We start from the raw sequence: 25,123 nt of genomic DNA, 5'->3' as shown, positions 1-25,123 counted from the left end.
TCTAACAGCGCAATGTTAGCGCTGCTAAAAAAGGATTTACTCATGACTGCTCATACGATGAATCATCAAACCACAAAATCAGAACGTACGACTTATACTCAACTGGATTTTACCTCTGATGTGCGAGTTCAAGTGACGGTTGGAGGCGGTGCAGTACTGGTTGGCTTCTTCACCATGGCATGCCCGTTAATGACTCAGGCATTGTTCAGCCAGTTGTTATCGGTAGCGCTATCGGGTTTAGCTACAGTGCTAGCAGTGATTCTTTCTTTGAGTGGAATTTCAATTCAGCAGATTGCCAGCGCAGTTGGGTTCAAGCGTCATGCGACTCTTATTTTTTCTCTGTTCTTAGCTTCTTACTCTCTGACTCTTTATCCTGAGGTCGCACTTTTCTTGGCCGCGGCTACCGCTATTGAGTATTTCTTGCTAGATGAAAGCACGACTATGTTGCTTGCACTTCGTTCAGGTAATCTAAAAGGAATGGCTTTGCCGGGCGCGGATCTGTTGGTGACACTGATTTGCGTAGCGATGTTGTTAGGTGGGTTATCAGTACACGGGGTGTTTGCGGTAAGTGCAGTATTGGGGTTGAAGGTAGTGTTATTAGGCAGTTCGATGGTGTTGGCACTGTCAGAGCCTAAGTCGACAGCACATTACTAACGCTACCAAATAGCTTGATAGAAACAATGAAGCCAGCTCATTAATAGCTGGCTTCTTAGCAACTGCGAGGTGACTGCTAGTTCTTAGCGAGTTTTACTCGTATCTTACTTTGTTTCACTTCAGCGTGATCTAATGCTGATAGGGCAGCTTTCGCTTCACTTGTGTTTGGCATTTCAACAAAAGCAAAGCCCTTAGAAAGGCCTGTCTCTTGGTCTAGCACTAGGTTACATACCGTAACGTCACCGTGCTCAGAGAAAAGAACACGAATCTCATGTTCAGTCATTTTGCGTGAAAGGTTGCGAACTAAAAGTTTCATCTTTGACCTTGATAGATAAATTCGAGGCTAATTGTCTCAGTTTAGGCTTCCAATACCAAGCATTAAAATCCACCGGCCCATGTGTCGTAGTCATCAATGGTTTGTTTCTCTTCTTTTGTTAGAGGAGCAGGGTAGTAGGGAAGCGCCAGCAAGGTTTCAGAGGGGAGTAATTCCCAGTCAGGCGTGATTCTATAGCGGTGCAATTCTTCATCGATACGCACATACATATAGTAGCCATCAGGGTGCGTATTGGCATAACTGGCGATGGTGACAACTTCACCTGAAGGGAGTTTCACCTTGCGACCAAGGGGATAGAGCTGATGCAAAGCAAAGCTAACGGTGGCATCTTGCAAGATACCTTGCTTAAACCTCTCTAAACCTATGGCGGTTGAGGTAGAACGATGAGTCCAACCGGTAAGGTACAAGCCCGTCAGTGTGTCTTTAAAAGGTTTGCCCTTACGAATGCCTTCATTTGTGATGAACTGTACGGTCAGTGCATCGCCTTGTTGGTCTAGAATTTCTAAAAATTGCTCGCCGGTCTTATCTGCTAGGAGTCTCATGTTCTTTATTTGCACAAATAGAGTAAGTAGAATGGTCAGTGCTGTGATTTGGCCATAAAAACCAAATAATGCGTGAATTTGTTTGCATCATCTTTGATTTAGAGTCACATTGAGCACAATTTTTGTCAATTCATAAGTAGAAGTAAGCTATGACCCAACAACAACCGAATAACCCTTTACACGGTCTCTCTTTAGAGAAGATCTTAACGCGTCTGGTAGAGCATTATGGTTGGAGCGGTCTGTATGCTGAAGTTAGGGTGAACTGTTTTAGCAATGACCCTTCTATTAAATCATCATTGAAGTTCTTAAGAAAAACCCAGTGGGCAAGAGATAAAGTCGAAGCGCTTTATATCAGCACCTTCAGTTAAGCTAAGTAAGTTAGCACAAATTGATGATTGTTCTCGTACAAAGCAAAGTGTCTAGAACGAGATAAAACAATGAATCAAATTAACCCCAAAAAGTTGCTACGAAGTAAATGGACGGCGGTAAACTGTCAAAATAAAGAGAAGCACTTTATTGTGACAGAAGTAGAACTCGATGAAGAGGGGATGGTCGAGGTCTGCATTATAGAACCTATAGTCACTAAACGAGCCCGCTCTATTGATTGGATGGTATTGAAAGATCCAAAAGAGTGGTTACATGGATGGAAGTAGTGAGTGAGCATTAATTGCTATTTTAGTTACGTTGTAACTTCATGATATGAACATAGACCAAAGCATCACCGTTGCATTACCTTCTTTAATTCATAGGGTCGGTGGAGAAACCGTACAATCGGTAAAGCAGCTCGCGCTTAAACATGAGTGTGAGCTAAAGAGGGTACGCCGCAGTCGGCATTGGCAAGTGTCCGGTGATGCCATAAATATTCAAGCGCTCTGCTCGGAGCTTTCGCAGCAGCCCGATAGTGTGCTTTTTATTATCAAAAAACTGAATCTCGCTCTACAGCTTCATCAAGATAAACTGGAATCCCCCACAGACCGCTTGAAGCGTTTATTGACCGAAAATCCAAACATGACCTTGTCCGAGTTGATGGAAATGACGCACTGCTCTGTTGCTGAGGCGAGAAGAGCAAGATTCGAAGTGGATGAGTTTGAATCGTTGGGTTAACTTTCTAGTTCTACAGACATCTTAAAGTACGGCTCACTGCTTTTATAAAAACGCTCACCGTGTGTTTGCATGTTGAAACGAGCATAAAACTTTTGTGCTGACTCTCTGGCATCACACCAAAAATAGGTCACTCCCTGTTGCTTTAGATATTCAATGATGTGCTCGATCATCTGAGTACCCATGCCTCTTCCTTGATGTTCGTGCAGGGTCGCAAACTTTCTTAGTCTCGCCTCAGCGCCCGTTATGAAAACGGAAGCCACACAAAGCAAGCTATCATCTTCAAAAACGCCAAAATGGAGTCCGGAATCATCTTCTTTGACTTGGCAAAATTCGATGGGCTTTGAGGGCCAAAGCACGCGGTGACGTACGGGTAGGGTTGCTTCTGAGGTAATCAAACGGATCTGCATCGTTTTATATTGGTGAGTTGACCTAGTGTGAATCTATCAAAGGTCTATTCTGAAATCGATACGTATGATGACAAAAATCCCAACAACTACATAGTTATTGGGATTTAAAAATGGGTAGGTATTGAACCTTAGAGCTAAGCGATCTGCGTCATCTCATTTAGAATAAATTGGTCCACTGCGCCGTCGGTTGCTGCCATATAGTCAGCTAGGTGCTGGTTACTCATGTGAGTTTGCCATAGTTCGCGAGAGACCCAGTTTTCATAGAACATGAAGTGAGCAGGGTTTTCGTTATCTTGATGCAGGTCGTAGTTGATACAACCCTCTTCTGCACGAGTCACATCGATAAGTTTAAGCAACTCAGCTTTTACCAATTCAATTTTGTCTTCTTTAGCAATGATGTTTGCAACGATAGTTAGCTTAGTCATGTGATGTTCCCCTTGGAATGTGTTTGTGTTGACGGGGAGAATGATAGTTGGCAATCACCATTATGTGAACGGGTATATATTTGAATTATTATCAAATATAAATTGATAATAATGGTGAGAATTGATTTACCGAGTAAAAAAATGGCTCCACTAAGGAGCCATAAAGTCACTGTTAACAGATTCTGTTAATCGCTGTGGTTATTCGGTATCGATATACCAATAACCCTTGTTGATTAAGTCGCACAGTAGCGATACGTTCGCCGCCGCAATGCCACTAGGGAAGTCATCAACAGTAAGTTGCTGTTGTCCGCAAAGTAGCTTGATGATTGAGCTGTCTTCCTCGGAGACTTTGATTACTTCTCCGTTAATATAGGCAATGCTTTCATCCTGCTCATGATACAGAGCGCGTAAGCCCGCTACTTTTTCAATGCTGCCGCCAGATAGGAGGTGGTTTGCCACTTCTTCACTTTCCCACAAAGGTTCAGGGGTAATGATATTTAACTGATGACGCGACTGACTTAGCAAACAACCCATAAAGTCATTCACGCGGTGCTCATCTTCCATTGATGCTAATAGCATCTCCGTTAAGGAATTTAGGTCGCTAGTGCTAATCTGACCAAAGTTATCCTGCGTCTTCATCTCTGGCTTGTGTAGGTGCACATCGCCAACATCGTTAGCTAAGATGTAGTCTGCGAAATTGCTGATTAGCTCTTGTTCTTTTGGGGAACGAAAGCCGATAGAAAAGCTCATTGACGGTTCAAGTGCAAACCCGTCATGTGGAAACCCTGGTGGGATGTATAAGATGTCGCCTGGCTCAAGAACTTGGTCAATGATGCCTTCAAAGCCTTCGATTTGACGTAAAGCACTGTGTTGATTGGTTTCGACATATTGGCCTTCATCCTTTGCACCAACACGCCAATGGCGTTTGCCACTGCCTTGCACAATAAATACATCATACTGGTCAATGTGCGGACCCACACCGCCATCCTTGACTGAGTAGCTGATCATTAAATCATCGAACAACCACTGTGGCATGGCTTTAAATGGTTCAACAAGCTCCGCGGCACCTTGATGCCAGTGGTTTGCAGCCTGAACAATGATTGACCAGTTTGTCTCTTCTAGCGAGGCATATTTATCTTCGTTAAAAGGACCATGCTCTGCAATCCACTCACCATCTTTATTAGAAACAAAACGCGAGTCGACTTCTTCTTCCATGGTCAGTCCCGCTAGCTCTTCCGCGGAGATAGGGTCTTGGAAGTTAGCAAAGCCACCCTTAATGATAGTGGGTTTCTTTTGCCAGAATTCAGCCAAAAACTGTTCCAGTGAAATCGTTAATTGATACATGTTAAACCTTGATAATGCAAGCCACACTTGTGTCTGGCTATGGGTATAAATTTGATGGTTTGCTTGTCTTTAGATTCCCGATAAAACACCTCGGGAATGACGTGTGTACAGTGTTGAGAGTCGCGTAAAAGTAGCGAGTATATTCTTTACTCCGTCATCCCCGAGCGCTCCTATCGGGGATCTCATCACCAGCAGATTCCCGATAAAACACTTCGGGAATGACGGTATTCTGGTCATCCCCGAATGCTCTTATCGGGGACCTCTGCACCCACAGATTCCCGATAAAAGACTTCGGGAATGACGGTGTTTTGGTCATCCCCGAGCGCTCTTATCGGGGATCTCTTCACCAACAGATTCCCGATAAAAGACTTCGGGAATGACGGTGTTCTGGCCATGCCCAAGTGTGTTATCGGGCATCTAATTCAACAAACAGACCTAAACCTTGAGGCGATTATTCACATCACGACTCTGGAGTACGCGCTCAGCATGGTCAATCTCTTGATTTGACTTAGCGAGACGGTCATACAGAAGCACGTTGACCGTTGCAGCCAGGTTCATGCAGCCAATAGTTGGCACGTAAACAACTGCATCTGCCTTGTCAACCACCTGCTGAGGGATGGAGCTATCTTCAGGTCCAAATATGTATATCGCTTTCTCAGGGTGTTGAAATTGAGGCAGTGGCGTTGCACCTTCGGCAAGCTCAACACAAACAATTTTTGTGTCTTGGTCGAGTTCATCGGTAAGGGATTCCATCTGTTTTAGGTCTATTTTCCCTGTCATATCCTTGGTGTCGGTATGGTACTTGGCCGCTTGAGCAAAGCGCGTTCCGGTAAAGCGAACCTCACTTGCTTGGTAACACCCAGCTGCGCGCATAACTGCGCCGACATTGGTTGGGCTTTTAGGGTTACATAGGCCAATCATGGAAATAGAATTTTTAGACATTGTTGCTCCGCGCTACTGAATGTTCGCCAAAAATGGCCGAACCTGCTTCTTACTGCGGGCAGTATATAGGTCTAGCGAAGAAATAGAAGAGTAAAAATAGTAGACCGCCCCGAGCGGGGAGGTCTCAGAAGAAAAATTAACTTACTGCGCTTTCTTCGGCTTGAAGAACTGCGTTATAGCGAGCAAAGCCCACCTCGAGATCTTTGATAAGATCGTCCACGTTCTCAAGACCGATATGAAGGCGGAATAGAGTGCCAGTGAAATTCGGGTTTGCTACCGTTCTTAGGCTATTGAAGCTTCTTGGCTCATTAGCAAGAATCAAACTCTCATAGCCGCCCCAAGAGTAACCCATACCAAACAGTTCCATTCCATCAAGTAGGGCAGTGGTTGCCTTGGTGTTTTGGCTCTTCATGACAAATGAGAACAAGCCATTGCCGCCGGTAAAGTCACGTTTGAAGTATTGGTGGCCAGGGCAGGTTTCAAGTTCTGGGTGGCGAACATGATCAACTTCAGGTCTAGTGGCTAACCACTTAGCGACTTTCAAGCTGTTTTGCTGGTGCTGCTTGAGGCGTATATCTAGGGTGCGAATACCACGCAGACCCAAATACGCATCATCAGGTGATACGCATTGTCCCATCAGGTAGCTATTTTCACGCAATTGATCCCAGTATTTTTCAGTCGCGATAGCCGTACCTAGCATGACATCAGAGTGTCCCACTATGTATTTTGTGGCAGCTTGAATTGAGATATCGACGCCAAATTCAAAGGGTGAAAAGTGCAGGCCAGCGGACCAAGTATTGTCCAACATAACGATCATATCGTTCTGATGTGCAATCTCTGCAAGCAGAGGGACGTTTTGCACTTCCATGGTCACTGAACCAGGAGATTCCAAAAACAGTAGCTTAGTGTTTGGCTGGATAAGGTCTTGTATCTCTTCGCCAATGGTTGGCGTGTAGTAGGTCGTCTCGACACCAAGGCGCTTTAACATAGTGTTGCAGAAGTCGCGTGTGGGTTCGTAACAGGTGTCCACCATTAGGATGTGATCGCCTGTTTCTACAAAAGATAGGATCGCGTTTGAGATAGCCGCAGTACCACACGGGTACAGGGCGCAACCAAAGCCACCTTCAAGCTCAACCATAGCGTCTTGGAGTGCGAAATGAGTTTGAGTGCCGCGGCGACCATAAAATAGTCCTTTATTGGTTCTGTTGATGGCCGCTTGGTTTTTCTCAGCTACCGTATCGAACAAGATCGTCGATGCGCGCTGTACGGGTGGGTTGACCACTCCATGGGTGTATTTTTTATCTCTACCCGCACTGATAAGTTGCGTGGTTTTTGTCACTGGAGATTTGCTCTTTGCCATCTGCCTTCCCTGATGTAATTGCTATAGGGTTATTTAAACCATGAGCAGGGCAGGCAGTGCAAGAAAAATTACGTTTAATCAAGTAAATCTAATGTTTATAGAACAGGACTAAACAGATAAAAAGCGCGCTCTAGGAAACGATGTAACATACTGCGCTCACGCCAGCGTTCTTCGTCCACGGTTGTCGATTGCTGTATGTAGGTTTGCTGTAGCCAATATAGTTGCTGGGTAAACTCGGCATCATCAACCACTAATGTGACCTCAAAGTTAAGCCACAGGCTTCTTACATCAAGATTTACCGTCCCTATTAGACAATATTGCTGGTCTATTACCACCGATTTGGTATGCAGCAATCCACCTTCAAATTCATGAATAATGACCCCAGCAGATAACAACTCTGCATAGAAGGCTTTAGATGCCCAACCGACCATAATAGAGTCATTTTTCTTTGGAATAATGAGCTCTACTTTGACACCACGTTGTGCGGTAGTGCGGAGTGTTTGCAGTAACTCTTCGCTTGGAACAAAGTAAGGTGTGGTGATGGTCACCGATTCACTGGCACGGCTAATGGCAATAGTCAGTACTTGCTGGATAAGGTTCTCTGGCATGCCCGGGCCTGATGGAACCACCTGTATTGGGTGCAGCAGATTGTCTTGGTCGATATGGCACTCTGGCGGGGCAGGGAAGGAGCGCTCGCCTGTTTCAACCTCCCAGTCCCAGCAATGGATAGCTGAGAGAACGTTTACTGTTGGGCCTGTGATTCGCACCATCACGTCGACCCACATTCCAACCCCCGCATCTTGTTTGAAATACTCAGGATCCACAAGGTTCATTGAGCCCGTGTAGGCAACATTATCATCGATAACGATGATTTTTCTGTGCTGTCTCAAATCAAGACGACGCAGGAACATACGCCAAGGGTTTACCTGCAGAGCTTGAACCACCTCGACACCGGCATCCATCATCATCTTGCACCAAGAAGAGGAGAAGAACTTTCGGCTACCCGCAGCATCAATAAGGATCTGGCATCGCACACCTCGCTGTGAGGCTCTGATCAAAGCCGCAGACACAGCATTAGCCAAACCACCCTCATTCCAGATGTAAAACTCCATGCGAATAATGCTTTGCGCTTGCTCAATGTCTTCGACAATCGACTTTAGAATTTTCTCTGGTGTATCTTGCAAAGATAAGGTGTTACCACAAAGAGCAGGGATGCCCATGCGTTTGGTACACAAATCATCGATATGGGTAATGTGTGTTGGCGTTTTTTCAGGAAGGTGAGCGTTACAATCAAGCAGCTTTAAGAACCAAGCTTCGTAAGGGTTAAACATCGCCTGCGCACGTTCCGCTCTTTTTTTGCCTAGGTTTAACTCTCCAAATAGGAAGTAACAGATCACCCCGATTATTGGCAGAATATAGATAATCATTAGCCAAGCTAAAGAGACGCTAACAGAACGCCTTTTGATGACTACCCGAATGGTGACACCCGCTACAATTATCCAGTACAACGCGATCCCGATAAGGGTCAGCGCATGATAAAATCCTTCCATTTCTCTCAGTTAATAATCAATCACTTATAGTTGTAGTGTATACGCAAAAAGGCACTTTGTACGTCTTTTGCGAAAGAGTGTCGTAATGGGCGTAAAATTAAGCTGAGTTATTGCTGAGGGGTAATCGGAGTGTGAATAAAGTGTATGAAAAACCAAAGCTTTAGTGGTATCGGAGTGGCAATAGTGACAAAGGTAGGATTCACTCAGCGCTCACTATATACTTAACCCTCAATCCCAGTGACCAATCACTCATCCAGAGCCGTTCATGTTTGACATAGTAGATAATCAACCCGATTTCGTGTTGATCAACAAGCACCCGGGCGTTAGCGTCCATAAAGATGACCAAGATACGGCTTTACTACAAGAAGTCCAAAGCGCTATCGATAGTGGGCCACTTTACCTTATTCATAGATTGGACAAGATGACCTCTGGATTGTTACTACTGGGTAAGAATCAACAGGCAGCAAGTGAACTTTCTCAGGCGTTTGCCAAACGCGAAGTAGAGAAATTCTATCTAGCAATCTCAGATAAAAAGCCGAAGAAAAAGCAGGGGCTGGTAAAGGGTGATATGGCCAAGAGCCGCCGCTCTATGTGGAAGCTGATACCAAGTAATGAAAACCCAGCCATTACCCAGTTTTTCTCCGCATCTGCCGACGGCTACCGCGTATTTATCTGTAAACCTCGTACGGGAAAGACGCACCAAATACGTGTGGCGTTAAAGTCCATTGGTAGCCCTATTGTGGGTGACCCAACTTATACGCCGACTAGCCAAAGTGATAGGGGTTACCTACATGCGTTTGCCCTTGCTTTTGAGTTTAAGGGGCAGGCCTATCGCTATCAACTTGACCCTAGCAATGACGCCAGCCTTGGCGAGTTATGGCAACGAGACGCCATCAAACAACAGATTGCAAACTGGCAACAACCACAACTACTGAATTGGCCGAAAATAAAATGACTGAAATACCCCAACCAATGAACCCACAAGCGCTTCCCGTATTTTTTTCAAAATTAAAGGAAGGGTTAGCGCTCGCGCCAACTGAAGTAAGACGCTTGTTTCACGGACGAGGTCGCACCTATGAGGGGCTTGAGCAGATCACTTGTGATTGGATTGGTCAGCACCTAGTTGTACAGCTATTTAGGCCAGTGACGGACGAATTTATGGCTGAATTAACCCAAGGGTTAGAGGCACTTGCATCCGAGCCTGATCATGCTTCAATACGCTCGATCTCAATTCAACATCGTTATGAACACGGCGCGCCGACGCAGTTTCTTTTAGGCGAGCAACCAGACAAGGTTGAGGTGGTGGAGTCCGGTCTTAAATACTGGATGAATATCTCTTCCAATCAAAATTCTGGTTTGTTCTTAGATATGCGCCTAGGTCGAGATTGGGTGAGAGCAAACTCTGAGGGCAAGAACGTCCTTAACCTATTCTCTTATACCTGCGGTTTTTCGGTTGCGGCGATTGCTGGTGGAGCAAGTCAGGTGGTGAATGTGGATATGGCACGCTCATCGCTTAGCCGAGGGCGCGACAACCATCACTTGAACAAGCAAGAGGTGAGCCGAGTTAAGTTTCTTGCTCATGATATCTTTAAATCTTGGGGCAAGATCAAACGTATGGGGCCATACGATTTAATCATCTCGGATCCGCCGTCTTTCCAAAAGGGCAGCTTTGCTCTAACCAAGGATTATCAGAAGATCCTGCGACGCCTGCCTGATTTACTGACAGAGAACGGTCAGGTGATGGCTTGCGCTAACTCACCAGCGGTCACTTCTGATTTTGTCATTGACGGTATGGCGGAGCATGCCCCAACGCTCAATTACTTGCAACGTTTGGACAATCCGCCAGAATTTGCCGATGTAGACCCAGAAGCCAGCTTAAAGGTGCAACTGTTTAGTCGTTAACTTGACGCTGGAAACAAAAAAAAAGGCCAAAGTAGTCGTTTCTACTTTGGCCTTTCTTATCTGTATGCCCAATTATTCAGCGGCTTTCTCTTCACTCGCCGAACAGGTCTTGGTGCTAATCATTTCTTCAACAACTAGCTGACCTCGGTTATTACGAACCTTGATTAGGTAACCGATACCTTCTTCCATGGTCGCTCTCACATCTTCTGAGCTGCAGTAATAGTTTTTTGCACTCGCAACCAACTGATCGGCAGACTTGCTGCCCGATTGGTTGTACAGCATTTCAATGATGACAATACTTCCCTTTGAAGACGCTCTAGTGATGGTCAAAGGGCCGTATTCAATTGGCAGGCTTGAAGCCAAGATCCCAGCACGGCGATCCGCCTTAAGTTCTAGCTCTCTCTGCTTATCACCGTTTGATGAACAGCCTGCAAGAATAAGAGTGGCCAGTGCCGCGATAAACAGAGTTTTAAGTGATGAATGCATAATTAGAATACTTTTTTAAAGGGTTTGACGATAACGTTCTGATAAACGCCAGCTTCGATGTAGGGATCTGCATCAGCCCATTCCTTGGCATCTTGCAAGGATTCAAATTGTGCGATGACGGTAGAGCCAGTAAATCCTGCTTCACCTGGGTTATCGCTATCGATTGCTGGCATTGGACCTGCGGTAAGCAAACGTCCTTGATCTTGTAGACTCTGCAAACGCTCTAGGTGCTGCTCTCGCACGCTAAGACGTTTTTGCAATGAATCTTCGACATCTTGAGAAAAAATAACATACCACATAGTCAGTCCTTTTACTTTTCAATTGCGCGAGGGCGCCCATTTTCATCGATTGCAACATAATGGAAGGTAGCTTCGCAAACAAGATCGCGCTCACCTGTGCGCTCGCCCATAACTTTTTTGTTCCATACCTGTAATTCGATAGACATTGATGAGTTACCAATGCGACTGCACTCTCCATGACAGCATACTATGTCCCCCACAGAAACAGGGCGTTTAAAGGTAATACTGGATACAGAGACTGTAGCAATACGTCCTTTTGAGATCTCTTTGGCAAGAATTCCACCCGCCAAGTCGAGTTGAGACATAATCCAACCACCAAAGATATCACCATTCGCGTTGGTATCCGCTGGCATAGCGAGGGTTCTAAGTAGCATCTCGCCTCTAGGGGTGATTTTTTCGGATTGAGATGATGGGGAAGTCATTGCGTTATTCACTCTCTTTTTGCATATGTTTGTAAATATAAATACCGGTTAGCAAGGTGAAGATCAGCGTCGCGGCTAGTAAGCCAAAGACCTTGAAGTTAACCCAAGCATCAAGAGGTAGATTGAAAGCGATATAGACATTAAGGACCGCGCAACCTGTAAAAAACAGTGTCCAAGCCCAATTAATCTTATTCCATATACTGTCTGGCAAAGTGATCTCTTTGCTAAGCATTCCCTTGATAACCGGCTTTCCGATTAATTGAGTGACGGTGAGCCCTATTGCAAATACAGCATAAACTAGGGTTACCTTCCACTTTATGAAGTTGTCATCATGCAGAAATATGGTCATGCCACCTAAAATGGTGACCATAATAAAAGTGATGAGCTGCATCTTTTCAACTTTTTTGTACATTACGTACGTCACAATGAGTTGAAGGGCAGTGGCAACGATTAATGCCCCTGTAGCGGTATAGATGTCGTACATCTTGTACAACACAAAAAATATTATCAGGGGAATAAAATCGAGTAACTGCTTCATTGTTCTTATTGAAATTAGCGTTTGAATCAGTCTACCTAATTGAAGTTATGAAATATAGCGTTGACCGTGCTTATCCCCCCATTTACCTCGTTAAGATGCCTTCAGTCATGACAGTTTTATTTCAGACGATGCCTAATTAATCGAAAATGGTTGACCAAGGTAGAACGTTTACTCTATCATGCAGGTAGAGTAAACGTTCTACCTTGAGGGCTTATGGTAAAAGATGAAATTGCAGGTCGTTTAGAGGTCGCGTTCAGTCAGCACGGCTTTGCACAAATGAGCGTCGCTGAACTCAAAGTCGCCTCTGGTGTGAGTTTAAGAACCTTGTATCGCTACTATCCATCGAAGGAGTCAATGGTGATTGGTGCGCTCGAGCATCGCCATCAGAGATATCTTGCCTATTTAGATGATGAGTCGTTTGCAAGTGGCACAGATTCGGTTATTGCACTAATCGACGCTTTAGCTTGCTGGATGAGCGAAGATGCGCCAAACGGTTGCTTGTCAATGAACGCATTTTCGGCATTTCCAAATAATGACGAGGTGAACGCTGCGGTACAACAGCATAAAGAACAGCTGGTTCAACTCTTAGCCCAAAGAAGCGCAAGGCCTGATTTGGCAATGGCGTTGTTTTTAATACACGAAGGCGTATCCCTGGCATGGCCGACTATGGGCGAACACGCCATAGTGGCGGCAAAGGATATGGTTAGGAAACTTTTAAAATGAATACACAAACTATGTATGGCGTACAAATGATCGGTCACGGCGATTTCGATCAACTGCAGTATAAAACCGATATTGAAGTGCCGACTCCTGCCAAGGGAGAGGTGTTAATCAAAGTGTCTGCGGCAGGGGTGAATAACACTGACATCAACACCAGAATTGGTTGGTACGCAAAGAGTGACGTCGACGGTGATGATACCTCTTGGTCAGGTGACGCTTTTCGCTTTCCTAGAATTCAAGGTGCGGACGTTTGTGGTGTCATCGTTGCCGTGGGTGAGGGCATTGATTCGACGAGAATTGGCGAGCGAGTGATCGTTGAACCTTGTCTTAATGAAGCCAATGGTGAAGCCTTACCAAGCCCTTGGTATTTTGGCTCAGAATGTGACGGTGGATTTGCTGAGTTTACTAAGGTGGCATCGCGCTATGCCCATCATGTAAATACCCAGCTCTCTGACGTAGAGCTGGCCTCATTTCCTTGCTCTTACTCAACGGCAGAAAACATGCTGACTCGCGCCAATGTAGGCCCATCTGACACGGTTTTGGTGACAGGGGCAACAGGTGGAGTTGGCTCAGCCGCTATCCAATTGGCAAAGGCACGTGGCGCTAAGGTCATTGGCGTAACCAGCCGCTCCAAAGAAGAACTTCTGAAGAGCATCGGCACTGATGAAGTGGTTTTTCGAGACCAAGACCTAGTATCAAGCCTTGGGATCAACAGCGTTGATGTGGTGATTGACTTGGTCGGTGGTAAGAGCTGGCCGACATTGCTTGATGTAATGAAGCCCAAAGCCCGCTACGCGGTTTCAGGCGCTATTGCCGGCGCTGATGTGACATTGGATCTTCGCACCTTGTATCTAAAGGACCTAAGCTTCTTTGGTTGTACAGTTATCGAGCCAGAAGTCTTTCCAAACTTAGTGAAGCGCATTGAGAGTGGCCAGATCAAACCTCTAGTGGCTATGACCTTTCCTTTGCAGCAAATTGAGCAAGCTCAGCTAGCATTTATGGAGAAAAAGCACTTAGGGAAGATAGTGCTAACTCTAGATTAGCCCCTTGCGCTAATCGTGTCATGATGATTAACTGGCTAGATAAATCAGTGTGTTAGGAGTGACAATGAGTAAGGAAACCGCGCGTCTTTATCACGTTTATGATCCCATGTGCGCATGGTGCTGGGGTTATAAACCAACGTGGCTACAACTAGAGTCAGCACTAAAAGACAAACTTGAGATAGTGTATCTGGTCGGTGGGCTAGCCCCTGACTCAGATATCCCTATGCCAATGGAGATGCGTAGCCAGATTGCCTCCTATTGGAATAAAATTGAGTCCTTACTAGGGACTCAATTTAACCACGAATTTTGGACATCGAATACGCCCCGTCGTTCTACGTACCCCGCATGTAGAGCCATGCTTTCAGCAAGACGACAAGGTGCTGAGAAGCAGATGTTAACTGCCATTCAACACGCCTATTACCTTCAAGCTAGAAATCCGAGTGACGTATCGACATTAATCGAACTCGCCCGCCAAATTGGACTCAATGTCGAGCAGTTTGAAAGAGATTTAGGTTCAGCCGAGATAGATCAAGCATTGATGCAGGAACTCAGGTTTGCCCGCTCAATAGGTGGCAATAGCTTTCCCTCGCTGTTTGTTGTCAAAGGGGAGTCTGTTACTGAGCTACCGATAAACTATCAAGATGCAGAAGTCACGCTTAATCAGATAGATCATGTTTTAGGGAAAATTTAGAGTAATTTTTTGGGAAACAGCGAGTACCTTAAAATAGCATGCTACATTTATTGTGAATCCAACTGCAATTTTACTCTATACCTTACTAAAGGGGTGATTATGTTAGGTGAGAAACACTCTCTCGAGAATGACTTTCCAGAATTACAAGACGTTATCAAGCAACTGGTTGAAAGCAATGAAACCTTTGCCCAAGACAACAAGACCTATACTGCATTAGATAAAGAAATTCGTGTACTAGAGCTAAACGGTGATCCTATTACCGACGAAGAAATGCACAAGATGAAGCACGACAGAGCAGTGTTGAAAGACTCCCTATATCAGCGCCTAGTCGCCGCTAAAGGTTAGTTTCAAAAGTTGTAGATAAGGCCACTATTGCAGTGGCCTTTGTTGTTTTTAGCTACTTAAAACTTGCCAACATCTCATCTAAAGTTGACACAACACTATTACATTTAGCTGCGTTCATAGCATCCGCATGGGGGTTGCTAAAACGACCAATATCATTATCAAAATACTGTCCTGATGCATTGGCAAATTCTTCTGATAACGCAGCACGAATTAGAATACCCGCACCAATTGAGAGATCGCCTCCGGCAACGCCATACGCTTCCTTCACCATTTTACTGCCAAGGAACGAGGCTGGGTTTACCGCTATGATTGCAGGGCCGTTCGCGCCTAGGGATTGAGCCAGGGTTCTTGTCCACATGGTAATCGCCAGCTTACTTTGCGCGTAGGCCTCGCCTTCAGCAAGTGATTTTCCACCCAATAGGGCGTCGATATCAACCGTAGATTGCGCTGCTGAAGACAGGTTCACCACGCGACTCTCACTATTCATTAGAGGGAGTAACTGTTGCGTGAGCAAGTAAGGTGCAAGAGTATTGACTGCAAAGCGCACATCTAAGTTATCAGCCGTTACTGCATTCGGAACGCTATATACGCCCGCATTATTAATCAATGCATCAAGATGCGAATGATCTTGAGTTATTTTATCCGCCAGCGTTTTAACATCAGCTAGACGAGAAAGGTCCGACTCGTAGGTTTCTATTTTGCTAGCACCTGGAAGACTAGAAAGCTCATCTTGTACTTTTTGCAGCTTCTGAGGATTACGACCATGTACTAATAGATGATGGCCTTGCTTGGCGAGTGTTTTGGCAGTCTCAAGGCCAATACCGTCGGTAGCGCCAGTGATTAGTATGATTTTCTGCATGGTGACTATCCTCAAATTAAGCTCAAAAGGTCAACAGACCCTAGTTATGAATCAGTTAGATATTAGTTGCTAGATCAATAAGATAACACCTTGATTGACAGATTTAATTAGCTGGATCCGCGAAACAGTTTAAAGAATTCGTTAATAATCAATCTACATCTCCGAGGGAAAGGTTTTCTTCAATCGGCGGAGTAATCTCAATGATCTTCAAAAGAGACATTGGTGGGTAAAGGTTGAGCACTTTAGCAATGTTAATATTGACGGTGTAGGCAAAATCTTCCACACGCAATACCGGCAGTTCTCCTGCCGTTGTATCTGTTGAGAATAGCGTGTCTATTTGCAGTGCGGCTACTTTACCCACTTCATAATCGTTGGCCGCAATAGACATGAGCGCATGGGAGTCATGAACCATGTTCTCATACGGAGTGATTATCGGCAGAGAGGCTTTTAGGGCGCAGTCGATCAAGATTGCTCCGTGCTTCTCTAAATAAGTGCTAGAACCAAGATAGATAAAATCGACATCTTGCTGCTTGAGCGTTTGAATACCTTGTTCAATGGCCTGCATGGGCTCAGCATTAGAATTTAATGGAACTGAAACGAGCTTAAAACCATGCTGTTCACTTAGGGCTTTGAGTTCTTTTACTTTATTGAGCGAATTCTCCGCACTGGGCTCAAACAAAACCCCCAACACTTTAAAGTTTGGCATGTATTGCTTGATGGCATTGATGTTGACGGCTTCAGGTACTCGGCTGTACACACCAGTAATATTGCGTCGACCAGTATGTGAGAAATCATCGATAATATCAGAGGCGATAGGGTCAGATACTTGGGTGAAAATCACAGGAATCGAACTGTCTATGCCTTTGGTGTCATGCTTCTTGCCTGCGATTTCGATGGTCGTTTTTGTTCCCCATGTTACTACGGCATCCGGTCTTTCTTTATTGATTTGCGCTCTGATGGACGCCAGATTATTGGGGTCACCGTGGGCATTTAAAAGCTGTAACTGGATATCGTGGGGAGAGTTGTTGAGAGCATCATTTAGCCCCTTACAAACGGCTTCACAACCGTCCCATAGCACCATAGTCACGTTATATTGGCTAGAAGCACTCACCCTTATGCAGCTAGCACAAACGAGTAGGACAAAGGTCATGAATTGAATGACGGCTTTGCTCATGATGAAGACTCCAGCTTGCGTTGAGGTATTTGCAGTAGAAGACTGAGCAATACTCCACCTATGAAGAACCACGCAAGAAAGTGTAAAGTCGCGGCATAGGAGTAGTAACCGCTGAGCACCCCCGCAATCAGCAGTCCAAAGATTGCCCCGCCTCGTTCAATTACGCGCATTAACCCAAGCACATTTGAAGCTCCTAGATGGGCAAGGGGACCTTCAGCGAGTCGCATGACCCTATCAGTGAGAGGTCCCATGCATAGACCCATACACAAACCACAAAGCATACACACCCATACCATGCCGACAAAGCTAGGACTCATCGACACCAACAGTAGGGCGATAGAGGTGATCAGTAGTGATAGGGGAAGTAGACCTGGGGCAACCTGCAACCTTTGCGGGAGCTTGCCTAACAAAGAGCCACCTAATATATAGAACAGAAAGTACAGTAACATAGCCCTAGATATGTCGACGATTGACACGTGAATTTCATTTAACTGCATTGCTAAAAGGTAGGTAATGAAGACGTGGTCAATCAGGGCTAGAGGTAACATGTAGCCAATAATGAGGGCAAGATATTGACGATGAGTGAAACACTCTAGCATCTTAATGGATAGCCCTTGAGAGCTTGAGCGAGTTACCTTTGGCTTTCCTTTGCATACAAACTGCGCAATAAGCACTATAGCGACTGCGGCAAATAGGGCACAGATTATAAACGCGACTCGTGCTCCCACATACTCAGCCAGTACACCCCCTAAAGCTGTACCCGCAAATACACCAGCCGTTGCGGTTGCCCGCAATTGGCTATTGGCTATCGCTCGGGATTGTTTAGGTAACTGATCTAATGCGTAGTCTTGGCAAGCCAGTAAGGCTAGAACGAACCCAATTCCGTTGATGGCATTGGCAAAAATCAGCTGCGGAATATTGGTGGAATAGAAGAAGGCGATTTTCGCCAGTATGGTCAGTGACGCAGAAGCGAGAAAGAGGTGTCTGTATCCTAGTTTGATGCTGAGCGGTCTTGCAAAAGGTGCGACAACAAGGCCGGCTATCATGTAGCTGACTAGAGGCAGTGTCAGCAACAAGTTGGCGTTGACGGCTCCGACTTGAGGTAAAAGTTCTTTACTGAAAATAAGAAAAAAAGACAGGGGTAATTCATCAGCCAGCGAGATAAGAAATAGGGCGAAGCGTACATCCGATAGGTGAGCAAGGCGAAGTACCTTTGGTCTAGGAAAGGAAAACTGCAGTCGTGGGCTTGCGGTAATGCTAATCTTTATTATTCGTTGAGGAACAGAAATGATGCTCCTAACTAAGCGTCGACCGAGATCAAGGGCATGCTGGTTCAGCTGATCCAATTGCTTAGTTTGCTGATGATCAGAGGTCCCCTTATAGACTAAAGAAAAATCAAACTGAGCTTGTTTACGAGCAATGATGGCCAAGGCATTAAGAGGCTTGGTAATTGAAACGGTAAGCATTAAAGCCACTAGTTCGAACCCCAATAGCAACACCACCATCAACAGCGTTAAGAAATCCAGTGAATGAGATAAAAGCTGTTTATCTATCTGAGCGCTATTGGTTTGAAAAATTAATTTGGCTTGATCTTGATGATTAAGCTGTAGGGTCTTCTCAATGCTGTTGGCAAAGCCCATTGACACTTGCCCTACGGTTGTAGACCAATGTTGCGTTTGGATTGTTAATCCTTCAATTTCATCAAATAGATCAACAAGGTGTGTAAAGTAATCTCTGTCTTGCGCGAGGGTTACAAGGGGAATATTGAGATACATAGCATGCTCAATTTCCTTGGCAACTTCGTTGGTGATCAGTTGGGTTCGCAGGTTTATTTCTGGGGATATGGAGCGTTGAATTTCATTATGTCCATAGGCGGAAAGAACAAGCGCTCCAATCAGTACCAGAGAAAAAACCACTAAGCCCATTTTCTTTAGAATTGTCCTAGTAAAGCCTGTTTCATCTATTCCGAGTATTTTTGTGTCTGTGAGGTCTTTAATGGAATAAGGGGCCGGACCATTACAAGGCGGTATAGTAAATGAGTGCACAAGAAGAGTGTAGTTGCCCAATGCTGTTTTATAGTGGTTGGCAACTTCTTCATTGACACCGTTTCTACTGTGTAACTGTTCGACAATTCGCTTACTGATTCCACCAAGTACAACGATACCGATCAGCGAACCAATGAGCCAGATCATGCTTGTCCAAGCGAGGGTGGTTTCTTTAAACATCTGTTGGCGTAGCGCCATATCTTTAGTGTCGTATTGAATTAACAGTATTGCTATTTCATGCTTGTGACTGTTTAGTATCACCCGTCCAACAAGGCCTTGCTCTTGTGTAGTAAGAACTGGCCAACTGTCGTCGGAAGCCCTTATCCACTGGTGAACCGTTCTTTGCGAAACAGAAATTTTTCCGCCCGTTGCACTAGCGACCATAATGCCTGTTGGATTGATGAGATACAGGTTTTGAATGTTTGGGTCGCTAGATTGTGCCCGCTGTAAGAGGTGTTCTTTGTTGCGGACCGATGACACCGGCAGCCCCATTTCTGCAAATGACTCAATAGGCTGGGCCGCAATACTTAGCGTGGTTATTATGCGTTTCTGGGTTAGATCATTTAAGAGAGAAGCGTGCTGTAAAATAAACAAGCCTGCCAAAGAAAAGAGAATAACTCCTAGAATTAGGGTAAAAGACACCACTATTTTGCGTTGAAAACTCACCACAAATCACCGAAGTTTGATGGAGCGAGCGATACTTTTTACGACGAGTACGCGAGAGAAATGCGCTGGTTATTTTTTGAGCGCTAGAGAAGGGTAGTTCGCAATGAGAATAGAAACAAGTCTAGGAAATATTTGAAATAAAAAAGCTGGGCGTTATAGCCCAGCTTGATATTGAGTCTTGTCGTATCAGTTACGCTTGTTGCTTCTGAAGCTCAACTTGCGCTTCTTCTTCAACTAGAGCATCAACGATTACCGCACAAGCCGCATCACCAGTGATGTTTAGCGCGGTACGAATCATGTCAAAGATACGGTCTAGAGCGAATAGTAGTGGTAGGCCTTCAATTGGAATACCTGCTGCTAGCAATACTGCAACTACAAGGAACGATGGCCCTGGTACACCTGCTTGACCAACTGCACCCAATGTAGATGTGGCGATGATCGCGATGTATGCACCTAGGCTTAGATCGATGCCGAACATTTGCGCGAAGAAGATAGCCACCAAGCCGTAGTAGATTGCGTTACCTGACATGTTGATGGTTGCGCCAAGAGGCAATACGAAAGAAGCCGTAGAGTTCTTAACACCTAGTTCATTCTCAACCGTGTTCATGGTTACAGGAAGTGTTGCCATAGAAGAGGCTGTTGAAAGAGCAACCGCTTGTGGTTTCTTCATAGCGACTAGGAACTTCTTAGCAGAAGTCTTAGTGAATACGTGAACCAAAATGGGGTAGACAACGAAACCAAAGATTAAGATAGCGGTAACGTAAACCAAGAATAGCTTGAACACTACCATCAGTGCGCCAAAACCGAACGAACCAACCGCATCAGCCATTAGACCGAATACGCCTAAAGGAGCGATCAGCATAACCTTGTTGATCATCCAAACCATTGCATCAACGATAGCATTTACGCCATTGATAAGAGGGTCGCGACGCTCTTTTTCTAGGCTAGAAACAGCAATACCAAAGAAAAGACAGAAAACTAGAATTTGCAGTATGTTTGCTTCGTTCAAAGACTGGAAGAAGTTGGTCGGGATCATGCCAGTAACTGTGTCCCAGAAGCCAGGAAGGGCGCCTTGGGCTGCGTATTCTGCAGAGAACATGCTTTCTACAGAAGCAACATCGATACCAGTACCCGGCTGGAACAGGTTACCCATTACCAAAGCAAGGGCTACCGCTAGCGCAGATGTTAAACCGAAGAAGCCAAGTGTTGTTAGGCCAACCTTACCAGCATTAGAGCTGTTACCTAGACCCGCAGCACCAGAGATTAGTGCAACAGCAACTAGAGGAATAACCAACATCTTGATCAGATTGATGAAGATAGTACCTAGGGGAGCAAATACAGTTGCGCTCTCACCCATCATTGCACCTACTAGGGTGCCGACAATCATCGCAATAACAACTTGCACACCAATATTGCCGAGTAAACTTTTATCTTTTAACACTTCCTTTACCTTTTGTGCTAACAATTCGAGGTATTGCCGAATATAAGAACTTATATATGGCCCTATTCCCTATATTTAGGGGTGCTTCTTTGTACTTTTATTCGAGGTTACGTGCAGAGGAAGTGGAAATAAATGTGATCTTGATCACTCTATTTTTAGGGGCATTGATAAACTCAGGAGACTGAATGAGTAATTTATTATATTTTTGTATGATAAATGGGCAAAGCAATCGTTTGCGTCGTGCAAGATCTATACATACATTAACCTTGGTTATGAGTGCAGTTGTAATGAGTATGTTGCATATGTTGGGGTGGGATAATGACAAAAAAGCCACATTTCGCTTTCGCAAAATGTGGCTCTAAATACTCACTAAAACAGAGTTACTTTTGAGTAGCAGCTTTCATATTGGTTACGAAAGTCGCTAGCTCGCCAAGCATTTTCTCAGCATTATCAACATTGTTCTCGATGATTTTCACTACAGCGGATCCAGAGATCGCGCCAGCAGCGCCTGCTTCAATGGCTGTTTTCACTTGCTCAGGTTGAGAGATACCAAAGCCTAGTAGTGCTGGTGGAGCATCAAACTTAGCTAAGCGCTCAAGCATATGATCAACGGGCATATTTGCTTTCGTTTCTGCGCCAGTAACACCTGCGCGAGAAAGCAGATAAGTGTAACCACCACCCAGCTCTGATACTTGCTTTAGTGTTTCATCCGTTGCGGTTGGAGGCGCGATGAAGATGGCATGTACGCCCGCTTTCTTAGCCGCAGTATTGAACTCTTCACTTTCACCGGTTGGTACATCGGCAATCAGCACAGAATCAACGCCCGCTTTCGCACAGGCTTGGTAGAAGTAGTCGATACCATTTGCAAACACTAGGTTTGCGTACACCAGCAGACCGATAGGAAGATCTGGATGTTGCTCTCGGATTTGAGCGATTAACTCGAAGCAAATAGTCGGCGTCGTCTTTGAATCTAAAGCACGAATATTGGCGCCTTGGATTGTCGGGCCATCGGCTAATGGATCTGAGAATGGAATGCCTAATTCAAGGGCGTCAGCACCAGCATTGGCCAGCGTCTGCATGATTTGCAAAGACAATTCAGGATTAGGATCGCCAATGGTAACGAAAGGAACAAATGCACCTTGTTTTTTTGCATCTAAACGCTCAAATAGCGCAGCGTAACGGTCCATTACATCTCTCCCTTTTCTTTCAAAATATCATGTACTGTGAAGATATCTTTATCACCACGACCTGATAGGTTAACCACTAACAGTTGTTCTTTTTCTGGCTCATCAAATGCCATTTTTAATGCGTAAGCAAGTGCATGCGCTGACTCAAGAGCAGGGATGATGCCTTCTTTACGCGCCAAGATTTGGAATGCTTCTAGTGCTTCGTCATCGGTAACTGCGCCGTATTCTGCACGACCTGTCGCATTAAGGTGTGCGTGCTGCGGGCCCACAGATGGGAAATCTAAGCCAGCAGATACTGAGTAAGACTCTTCAATCTGACCGTGAGTATCTTGCATCAATGGTGCTTTCATACCAAAGAAGATACCTAGCTTACCGTGCTTAAGCGGCGCGCCGTGCATGTCTGTATCCAGACCTTTACCTGCAGGCTCTACACCAATAAGACGAACATCAGACTCTTCGATGAAATCAGAGAACATACCAATCGCATTTGAACCACCGCCAACACACGCAATCAGTGCGTCAGGTAGACGGCCTTCGCGAGCCATGATCTGATGCTTAGTTTCTTCACCAATCATGTGCTGGAACTCGCGCACGATTGTTGGGAATGGGTGAGGACCTGCTGCAGTACCGAGTAGGTAGTGCGCGTCTTCGTAGCTTGCAGACCAGTCACGTAGTGCTTCGTTACACGCATCTTTCAATGTTGCTGAGCCAGAGTGTACAGGGATAACTTCTGCACCCATTAGGCGCATGCGGAAAACGTTAGGGCTTTGACGTTCTACGTCTTTAGCACCCATGTATACGCGACACTTAAGACCAAGCAGTGCACAAGCCAGTGCTGATGCAACGCCGTGTTGACCCGCGCCAGTTTCAGCAATGATTTCAGTCTTACCCATACGCTTAGCAAGAAGCGCTTGGCCAAGTACTTGGTTTGTTTTATGTGCGCCGCCGTGAAGCAAGTCTTCACGCTTTAGGTATAGCTTGGTTTTCGTGCCTGTTGTCAGGTTACGAGTCAACGTTAGCGCAGTTGGGCGACCTGCATATTCTTGCAGCAACTGCATGAATTCTGCGTGAAACTCCGGGTCTTCTTGTGCATCAATGAAAGCTTGCTCAAGTTGGTCAAGCGCCGGTACGAGGATCTGTGGAACGTATTGTCCACCGAACTCTCCAAAGTAGGCATCTAGTTTTGCCATCGTAATTTCCTTAAATTCGGTATCGCTATCTCAGCAAATGCTCAGAGATAGACGTTGTAATCAATAATTTCTGATCGCGGCAAAAGCTTGTTCTAGCTTTTCACGAGATTTCTTACCTGGTTCAACTTCTACGCCGGAGTTTAGATCAAGACCCAAACAGCCCAGTTGTGATGCCTGTGCAATGTTGTCTGCATTTAAGCCGCCCGCTAGCATCACATTAGGATTGTCTATTTTCGACCAATCAAATGCCGTACCCGTACCGCCGCTTTGAGTGCCTACTTTTGAATCGAGAAGGTGGCGATCAACGTTCCCTACAAAAGAGGGTACTTCGTCCATTACGCCATAGGCTTTCCAGATCTCTGTGCTGTCATCGAGTTGCTCACGCAAGTCAGCGACAAAGGCTTCATCTTCATCACCGTGCAATTGGATAGCATTTAATTCTAAAGATTTTGCCATCTCGCAGATGTAATCAGCGCTTTGGTTTTGGAAAACACCCACATAGCGAAGAGGAGCGCCGCTCATCGTAAGGCGAGCACTTTCTTTATCTACCTTGCGTTTTGACTTGTCAGCAAAGATAAGCCCGCCATAGACAGCACCTGCATTATAAGCCTTTGCAGCGTCATCAGCGTGAGTCAAACCGCAAACCTTGTTTTCACCCAGCAATACTTTACGCACCGCCAGTTCAATGTTGTCTTCTGACATCAGTGAACTACCAATTAAGAAGCCATTGGCGAACTTAGCGAGGTCGCGGACTTGCTGATGGTTGTAGATACCAGACTCAGAAATTACTGTGGTGCCTTGTGGTAATTTCGGCGCTAATTCTTTGGTGCGATTTAAATCGATAGTTAGGTCGCGTAAATTGCGGTTGTTGATGCCAACCACTTTTGCTTTCAGTTCGATAGCACGTTGTAACTCTTCTTCATTACTTACTTCAGTAAGAATGCCCATACCTAATGAGTGGGCAATTTGTGCCAGCTCGCGATATTCATCGTCGTTAAGTACAGATAACATCAACAAGATTGCATCCGCTTGATAATGACGAGCCAGATAAACCTGATACGGCGCTATCATGAAGTCTTTACATAGAATTGGCTGCTTGGTTTGCTTCTTTACCTGAGGTAAGAAATCAAAGTTGCCTTGAAAGTACTTCTCATCAGTGAGCACTGAGATAGCACTCGCATGATTGTTGTAGACCGAGGCGATGTAATCCAGATCGAAGTCATCACGAATCAAGCCTTTCGATGGAGAGGCTTTCTTACACTCAAGGATAAACGCAGTGTTATCGCCAGAAAGCGCATCGTAAAAGCTGCGATCTGATTGAGTCAGCGATGCCTGAAAGGTGTCTAGTGGTTGCGCTTTCTCGCGCTCTTCAACCCAAATCGCCTTGTCAGTAACGATCTTAGCCAGCACTTGTGCCATGTCTTTGTTTTGTTGAGAGATATGCTCTGACATG

At 45.3% G+C, this 25,123-nt stretch carries 29 protein-coding genes; 10 read left to right on the top strand and 19 right to left on the bottom strand.

Annotation, left to right across the window (positions count from 1 at the left end; translation table 11 throughout):
- Nucleotides 1–42: 42 nt before the first annotated feature.
- The gene (locus OCU35_RS07735) at nucleotides 43–654 is read left to right on the top strand and encodes a hypothetical protein (RefSeq protein WP_261825113.1); all 612 of its coding nucleotides are present in this window, start codon (nucleotides 43–45) and stop codon (nucleotides 652–654) included.
- 76 nt (nucleotides 655–730) lie between these two features.
- Here the strand turns inward: OCU35_RS07735 and OCU35_RS07730 are convergent, their stop codons facing one another.
- Both OCU35_RS07730 and OCU35_RS07725 read right to left on the bottom strand, forming a co-directional pair.
- Nucleotides 731–970, bottom strand: coding sequence for an RNA recognition motif domain-containing protein (locus OCU35_RS07730; protein WP_017030290.1), 240 nt, complete (start codon nucleotides 968–970; stop codon nucleotides 731–733).
- A gap of 62 nt (nucleotides 971–1,032) precedes the next feature.
- A complete protein-coding gene (locus OCU35_RS07725; RefSeq protein ID WP_017030804.1) occupies nucleotides 1,033–1,530 on the bottom strand; it encodes a hypothetical protein in 498 nt (165 codons plus the stop codon).
- Nucleotides 1,531–1,679: 149 nt separating this feature from the next.
- On the opposite strand from OCU35_RS07725, the gene OCU35_RS07720 reads away from it, so the two are divergent.
- The 3 genes from OCU35_RS07720 to OCU35_RS07710 all read left to right on the top strand — a co-directional run bounded on the left by OCU35_RS07720 (nucleotide 1,680) and on the right by OCU35_RS07710 (nucleotide 2,634).
- On the top strand, nucleotides 1,680–1,898 hold the full coding sequence (locus tag OCU35_RS07720; RefSeq protein WP_017030288.1) for a VF530 family protein: 219 nt from the start codon (nucleotides 1,680–1,682) through the stop codon (nucleotides 1,896–1,898).
- Between the two features lie 69 nt (nucleotides 1,899–1,967).
- Entirely contained in the window at nucleotides 1,968–2,183 is a 216-nt protein-coding gene (locus OCU35_RS07715; protein ID WP_017030287.1) for a TIGR02450 family Trp-rich protein, read from the top strand.
- Between the two features lie 46 nt (nucleotides 2,184–2,229).
- Entirely contained in the window at nucleotides 2,230–2,634 is a 405-nt protein-coding gene (locus OCU35_RS07710) for a ribosome recycling factor family protein (RefSeq protein ID WP_102322597.1), read from the top strand.
- On the opposite strand, the gene OCU35_RS07705 is transcribed toward OCU35_RS07710, so the two are convergent.
- From OCU35_RS07705 to cls, 6 genes are all read right to left on the bottom strand, one after another.
- Entirely contained in the window at nucleotides 2,631–3,041 is a 411-nt protein-coding gene (locus OCU35_RS07705) for a GNAT family N-acetyltransferase (RefSeq protein ID WP_261825112.1), read from the bottom strand. The two genes, OCU35_RS07710 and OCU35_RS07705, sit on opposite strands and share 4 nt — an antisense overlap.
- A 134-nt stretch (nucleotides 3,042–3,175) precedes the next feature.
- The gene (locus tag OCU35_RS07700) at nucleotides 3,176–3,466 is read right to left on the bottom strand and encodes a putative quinol monooxygenase (protein WP_017030284.1); all 291 of its coding nucleotides are present in this window, start codon (nucleotides 3,464–3,466) and stop codon (nucleotides 3,176–3,178) included.
- Nucleotides 3,467–3,664: 198 nt separating this feature from the next.
- Nucleotides 3,665–4,810, bottom strand: coding sequence for a ribosomal protein uL16 3-hydroxylase (locus tag OCU35_RS07695; protein ID WP_261825111.1), 1,146 nt, complete (start codon nucleotides 4,808–4,810; stop codon nucleotides 3,665–3,667).
- Nucleotides 4,811–5,245: 435 nt separating this feature from the next.
- Nucleotides 5,246–5,752, bottom strand: coding sequence for an RNA methyltransferase (locus OCU35_RS07690; RefSeq protein ID WP_017030799.1), 507 nt, complete (start codon nucleotides 5,750–5,752; stop codon nucleotides 5,246–5,248).
- A gap of 136 nt (nucleotides 5,753–5,888) precedes the next feature.
- Nucleotides 5,889–7,112, bottom strand: a complete 1,224-nt coding sequence (locus OCU35_RS07685; RefSeq protein ID WP_065599378.1) for a cystathionine beta-lyase — start codon at nucleotides 7,110–7,112, stop codon at nucleotides 5,889–5,891.
- A 95-nt stretch (nucleotides 7,113–7,207) separates the two neighbouring features.
- Nucleotides 7,208–8,662: a cardiolipin synthase gene (cls, locus tag OCU35_RS07680; protein WP_017030797.1), complete on the bottom strand. Its 1,455-nt coding sequence runs from the start codon at nucleotides 8,660–8,662 to the stop codon at nucleotides 7,208–7,210.
- Nucleotides 8,663–8,927: 265 nt separating this feature from the next.
- Here cls and OCU35_RS07675 point away from each other — a divergent pair, with 265 nt between their 5' ends.
- Both OCU35_RS07675 and OCU35_RS07670 read left to right on the top strand, forming a co-directional pair.
- Complete coding sequence (locus OCU35_RS07675) at nucleotides 8,928–9,617, top strand: TIGR01621 family pseudouridine synthase (protein WP_102329428.1); 690 nt, start codon at nucleotides 8,928–8,930, stop codon at nucleotides 9,615–9,617.
- 17 nt (nucleotides 9,618–9,634) lie between these two features.
- Nucleotides 9,635–10,564, top strand: a complete 930-nt coding sequence (locus tag OCU35_RS07670; RefSeq protein WP_017030795.1) for a class I SAM-dependent methyltransferase — start codon at nucleotides 9,635–9,637, stop codon at nucleotides 10,562–10,564.
- Between the two features lie 72 nt (nucleotides 10,565–10,636).
- Here the strand turns inward: OCU35_RS07670 and OCU35_RS07665 are convergent, their stop codons facing one another.
- Genes OCU35_RS07665 through OCU35_RS07650 form a run of 4 tightly spaced genes read right to left on the bottom strand, consistent with a single transcriptional unit; the run spans nucleotide 10,637 to nucleotide 12,309 of the window.
- Entirely contained in the window at nucleotides 10,637–11,050 is a 414-nt protein-coding gene (locus OCU35_RS07665; protein ID WP_017030794.1) for a GspS/AspS pilotin family protein, read from the bottom strand.
- Between the two features lie 2 nt (nucleotides 11,051–11,052).
- On the bottom strand, nucleotides 11,053–11,349 hold the full coding sequence (locus OCU35_RS07660) for a YciI family protein (protein WP_017030276.1): 297 nt from the start codon (nucleotides 11,347–11,349) through the stop codon (nucleotides 11,053–11,055).
- Between the two features lie 11 nt (nucleotides 11,350–11,360).
- A complete protein-coding gene (gene yciA, locus OCU35_RS07655; protein WP_017030793.1) occupies nucleotides 11,361–11,771 on the bottom strand; it encodes an acyl-CoA thioester hydrolase YciA in 411 nt (136 codons plus the stop codon).
- A gap of 4 nt (nucleotides 11,772–11,775) precedes the next feature.
- Nucleotides 11,776–12,309 carry a septation protein A gene (locus tag OCU35_RS07650; RefSeq protein WP_102334218.1) on the bottom strand — a complete coding sequence of 178 codons (534 nt, stop codon included), beginning with the start codon at nucleotides 12,307–12,309 and terminating at the stop codon, nucleotides 11,776–11,778.
- 213 nt (nucleotides 12,310–12,522) lie between these two features.
- Between OCU35_RS07650 and OCU35_RS07645 the strand changes: the two genes are divergently transcribed.
- From OCU35_RS07645 to OCU35_RS07630, 4 genes are all read left to right on the top strand, one after another.
- Complete coding sequence (locus tag OCU35_RS07645; RefSeq protein WP_102329430.1) at nucleotides 12,523–13,032, top strand: TetR/AcrR family transcriptional regulator; 510 nt, start codon at nucleotides 12,523–12,525, stop codon at nucleotides 13,030–13,032.
- Nucleotides 13,029–14,072 (top strand): alcohol dehydrogenase family protein, encoded by a 1,044-nt coding sequence (locus tag OCU35_RS07640; RefSeq protein ID WP_261825110.1) that lies wholly within the window; start codon nucleotides 13,029–13,031, stop codon nucleotides 14,070–14,072. The genes OCU35_RS07645 and OCU35_RS07640 overlap by 4 nt, the downstream gene beginning before the upstream one ends.
- Nucleotides 14,073–14,136: 64 nt before the next feature.
- Nucleotides 14,137–14,763 carry a DsbA family protein gene (locus OCU35_RS07635; RefSeq protein ID WP_261825109.1) on the top strand — a complete coding sequence of 209 codons (627 nt, stop codon included), beginning with the start codon at nucleotides 14,137–14,139 and terminating at the stop codon, nucleotides 14,761–14,763.
- Between the two features lie 99 nt (nucleotides 14,764–14,862).
- Nucleotides 14,863–15,108, top strand: a complete 246-nt coding sequence (locus OCU35_RS07630) for a YdcH family protein (RefSeq protein WP_102443166.1) — start codon at nucleotides 14,863–14,865, stop codon at nucleotides 15,106–15,108.
- Between the two features lie 52 nt (nucleotides 15,109–15,160).
- Here the strand turns inward: OCU35_RS07630 and OCU35_RS07625 are convergent, their stop codons facing one another.
- The 7 genes from OCU35_RS07625 to trpCF all read right to left on the bottom strand — a co-directional run bounded on the left by OCU35_RS07625 (nucleotide 15,161) and on the right by trpCF (nucleotide 25,122).
- On the bottom strand, nucleotides 15,161–15,967 hold the full coding sequence (locus OCU35_RS07625) for an SDR family NAD(P)-dependent oxidoreductase (protein WP_261825108.1): 807 nt from the start codon (nucleotides 15,965–15,967) through the stop codon (nucleotides 15,161–15,163).
- Between the two features lie 148 nt (nucleotides 15,968–16,115).
- Nucleotides 16,116–17,141 carry an ABC transporter substrate-binding protein gene (locus OCU35_RS07620; RefSeq protein ID WP_261825107.1) on the bottom strand — a complete coding sequence of 342 codons (1,026 nt, stop codon included), beginning with the start codon at nucleotides 17,139–17,141 and terminating at the stop codon, nucleotides 16,116–16,118.
- Nucleotides 17,138–19,666 carry an MFS transporter gene (locus tag OCU35_RS07615; RefSeq protein WP_261825106.1) on the bottom strand — a complete coding sequence of 843 codons (2,529 nt, stop codon included), beginning with the start codon at nucleotides 19,664–19,666 and terminating at the stop codon, nucleotides 17,138–17,140. Before OCU35_RS07615 ends, OCU35_RS07620 begins: the two co-directional genes overlap by 4 nt.
- 376 nt (nucleotides 19,667–20,042) lie before the next feature.
- Nucleotides 20,043–21,317, bottom strand: a complete 1,275-nt coding sequence (locus OCU35_RS07610) for a dicarboxylate/amino acid:cation symporter (protein WP_261825105.1) — start codon at nucleotides 21,315–21,317, stop codon at nucleotides 20,043–20,045.
- A gap of 356 nt (nucleotides 21,318–21,673) precedes the next feature.
- On the bottom strand, nucleotides 21,674–22,480 hold the full coding sequence (trpA, locus tag OCU35_RS07605) for a tryptophan synthase subunit alpha (protein ID WP_017030265.1): 807 nt from the start codon (nucleotides 22,478–22,480) through the stop codon (nucleotides 21,674–21,676).
- A complete protein-coding gene (gene trpB / locus OCU35_RS07600; protein WP_102555308.1) occupies nucleotides 22,480–23,670 on the bottom strand; it encodes a tryptophan synthase subunit beta in 1,191 nt (396 codons plus the stop codon). Before trpB ends, trpA begins: the two co-directional genes overlap by 1 nt.
- A gap of 60 nt (nucleotides 23,671–23,730) precedes the next feature.
- The gene (gene trpCF / locus OCU35_RS07595) at nucleotides 23,731–25,122 is read right to left on the bottom strand and encodes a bifunctional indole-3-glycerol-phosphate synthase TrpC/phosphoribosylanthranilate isomerase TrpF (protein ID WP_261825104.1); all 1,392 of its coding nucleotides are present in this window, start codon (nucleotides 25,120–25,122) and stop codon (nucleotides 23,731–23,733) included.
- Nucleotide 25,123: the final 1 nt, after the last annotated feature.

Source organism: Vibrio breoganii (assembly GCF_024346795.1).
Taxonomy (GTDB): domain Bacteria; phylum Pseudomonadota; class Gammaproteobacteria; order Enterobacterales; family Vibrionaceae; genus Vibrio; species Vibrio breoganii.
This window is presented reverse-complemented; position numbering and strand designations above follow the sequence as displayed.

Bases quoted from the DNA above. Each gene is read 5' to 3' on its own strand.
- OCU35_RS07735 (WP_261825113.1), top strand. From the start codon at position 43: ATGACTGCTCATACGATGAATCATCAAACCACAAAATCAGAACGTACG.
- OCU35_RS07730 (WP_017030290.1), bottom strand. From the start codon at position 970: ATGAAACTTTTAGTTCGCAACCTTTCACGCAAAATGACTGAACATGAG.
- OCU35_RS07725 (WP_017030804.1), bottom strand. From the start codon at position 1,530: ATGAGACTCCTAGCAGATAAGACCGGCGAGCAATTTTTAGAAATTCTA.
- OCU35_RS07720 (WP_017030288.1), top strand. From the start codon at position 1,680: ATGACCCAACAACAACCGAATAACCCTTTACACGGTCTCTCTTTAGAG.
- OCU35_RS07715 (WP_017030287.1), top strand. From the start codon at position 1,968: ATGAATCAAATTAACCCCAAAAAGTTGCTACGAAGTAAATGGACGGCG.
- OCU35_RS07710 (WP_102322597.1), top strand. From the start codon at position 2,230: ATGAACATAGACCAAAGCATCACCGTTGCATTACCTTCTTTAATTCAT.
- OCU35_RS07705 (WP_261825112.1), bottom strand. From the start codon at position 3,041: ATGCAGATCCGTTTGATTACCTCAGAAGCAACCCTACCCGTACGTCAC.
- OCU35_RS07700 (WP_017030284.1), bottom strand. From the start codon at position 3,466: ATGACTAAGCTAACTATCGTTGCAAACATCATTGCTAAAGAAGACAAA.
- OCU35_RS07695 (WP_261825111.1), bottom strand. From the start codon at position 4,810: ATGTATCAATTAACGATTTCACTGGAACAGTTTTTGGCTGAATTCTGG.
- OCU35_RS07690 (WP_017030799.1), bottom strand. From the start codon at position 5,752: ATGTCTAAAAATTCTATTTCCATGATTGGCCTATGTAACCCTAAAAGC.
- OCU35_RS07685 (WP_065599378.1), bottom strand. From the start codon at position 7,112: ATGGCAAAGAGCAAATCTCCAGTGACAAAAACCACGCAACTTATCAGT.
- cls (WP_017030797.1), bottom strand. From the start codon at position 8,662: ATGGAAGGATTTTATCATGCGCTGACCCTTATCGGGATCGCGTTGTAC.
- OCU35_RS07675 (WP_102329428.1), top strand. From the start codon at position 8,928: ATGTTTGACATAGTAGATAATCAACCCGATTTCGTGTTGATCAACAAG.
- OCU35_RS07670 (WP_017030795.1), top strand. From the start codon at position 9,635: ATGAACCCACAAGCGCTTCCCGTATTTTTTTCAAAATTAAAGGAAGGG.
- OCU35_RS07665 (WP_017030794.1), bottom strand. From the start codon at position 11,050: ATGCATTCATCACTTAAAACTCTGTTTATCGCGGCACTGGCCACTCTT.
- OCU35_RS07660 (WP_017030276.1), bottom strand. From the start codon at position 11,349: ATGTGGTATGTTATTTTTTCTCAAGATGTCGAAGATTCATTGCAAAAA.
- yciA (WP_017030793.1), bottom strand. From the start codon at position 11,771: ATGACTTCCCCATCATCTCAATCCGAAAAAATCACCCCTAGAGGCGAG.
- OCU35_RS07650 (WP_102334218.1), bottom strand. From the start codon at position 12,309: ATGAAGCAGTTACTCGATTTTATTCCCCTGATAATATTTTTTGTGTTG.
- OCU35_RS07645 (WP_102329430.1), top strand. From the start codon at position 12,523: ATGGTAAAAGATGAAATTGCAGGTCGTTTAGAGGTCGCGTTCAGTCAG.
- OCU35_RS07640 (WP_261825110.1), top strand. From the start codon at position 13,029: ATGAATACACAAACTATGTATGGCGTACAAATGATCGGTCACGGCGAT.
- OCU35_RS07635 (WP_261825109.1), top strand. From the start codon at position 14,137: ATGAGTAAGGAAACCGCGCGTCTTTATCACGTTTATGATCCCATGTGC.
- OCU35_RS07630 (WP_102443166.1), top strand. From the start codon at position 14,863: ATGTTAGGTGAGAAACACTCTCTCGAGAATGACTTTCCAGAATTACAA.
- OCU35_RS07625 (WP_261825108.1), bottom strand. From the start codon at position 15,967: ATGCAGAAAATCATACTAATCACTGGCGCTACCGACGGTATTGGCCTT.
- OCU35_RS07620 (WP_261825107.1), bottom strand. From the start codon at position 17,141: ATGAGCAAAGCCGTCATTCAATTCATGACCTTTGTCCTACTCGTTTGT.
- trpA (WP_017030265.1), bottom strand. From the start codon at position 22,480: ATGGACCGTTACGCTGCGCTATTTGAGCGTTTAGATGCAAAAAAACAA.
- trpB (WP_102555308.1), bottom strand. From the start codon at position 23,670: ATGGCAAAACTAGATGCCTACTTTGGAGAGTTCGGTGGACAATACGTT.
- trpCF (WP_261825104.1), bottom strand. From the start codon at position 25,122: ATGTCAGAGCATATCTCTCAACAAAACAAAGACATGGCACAAGTGCTG.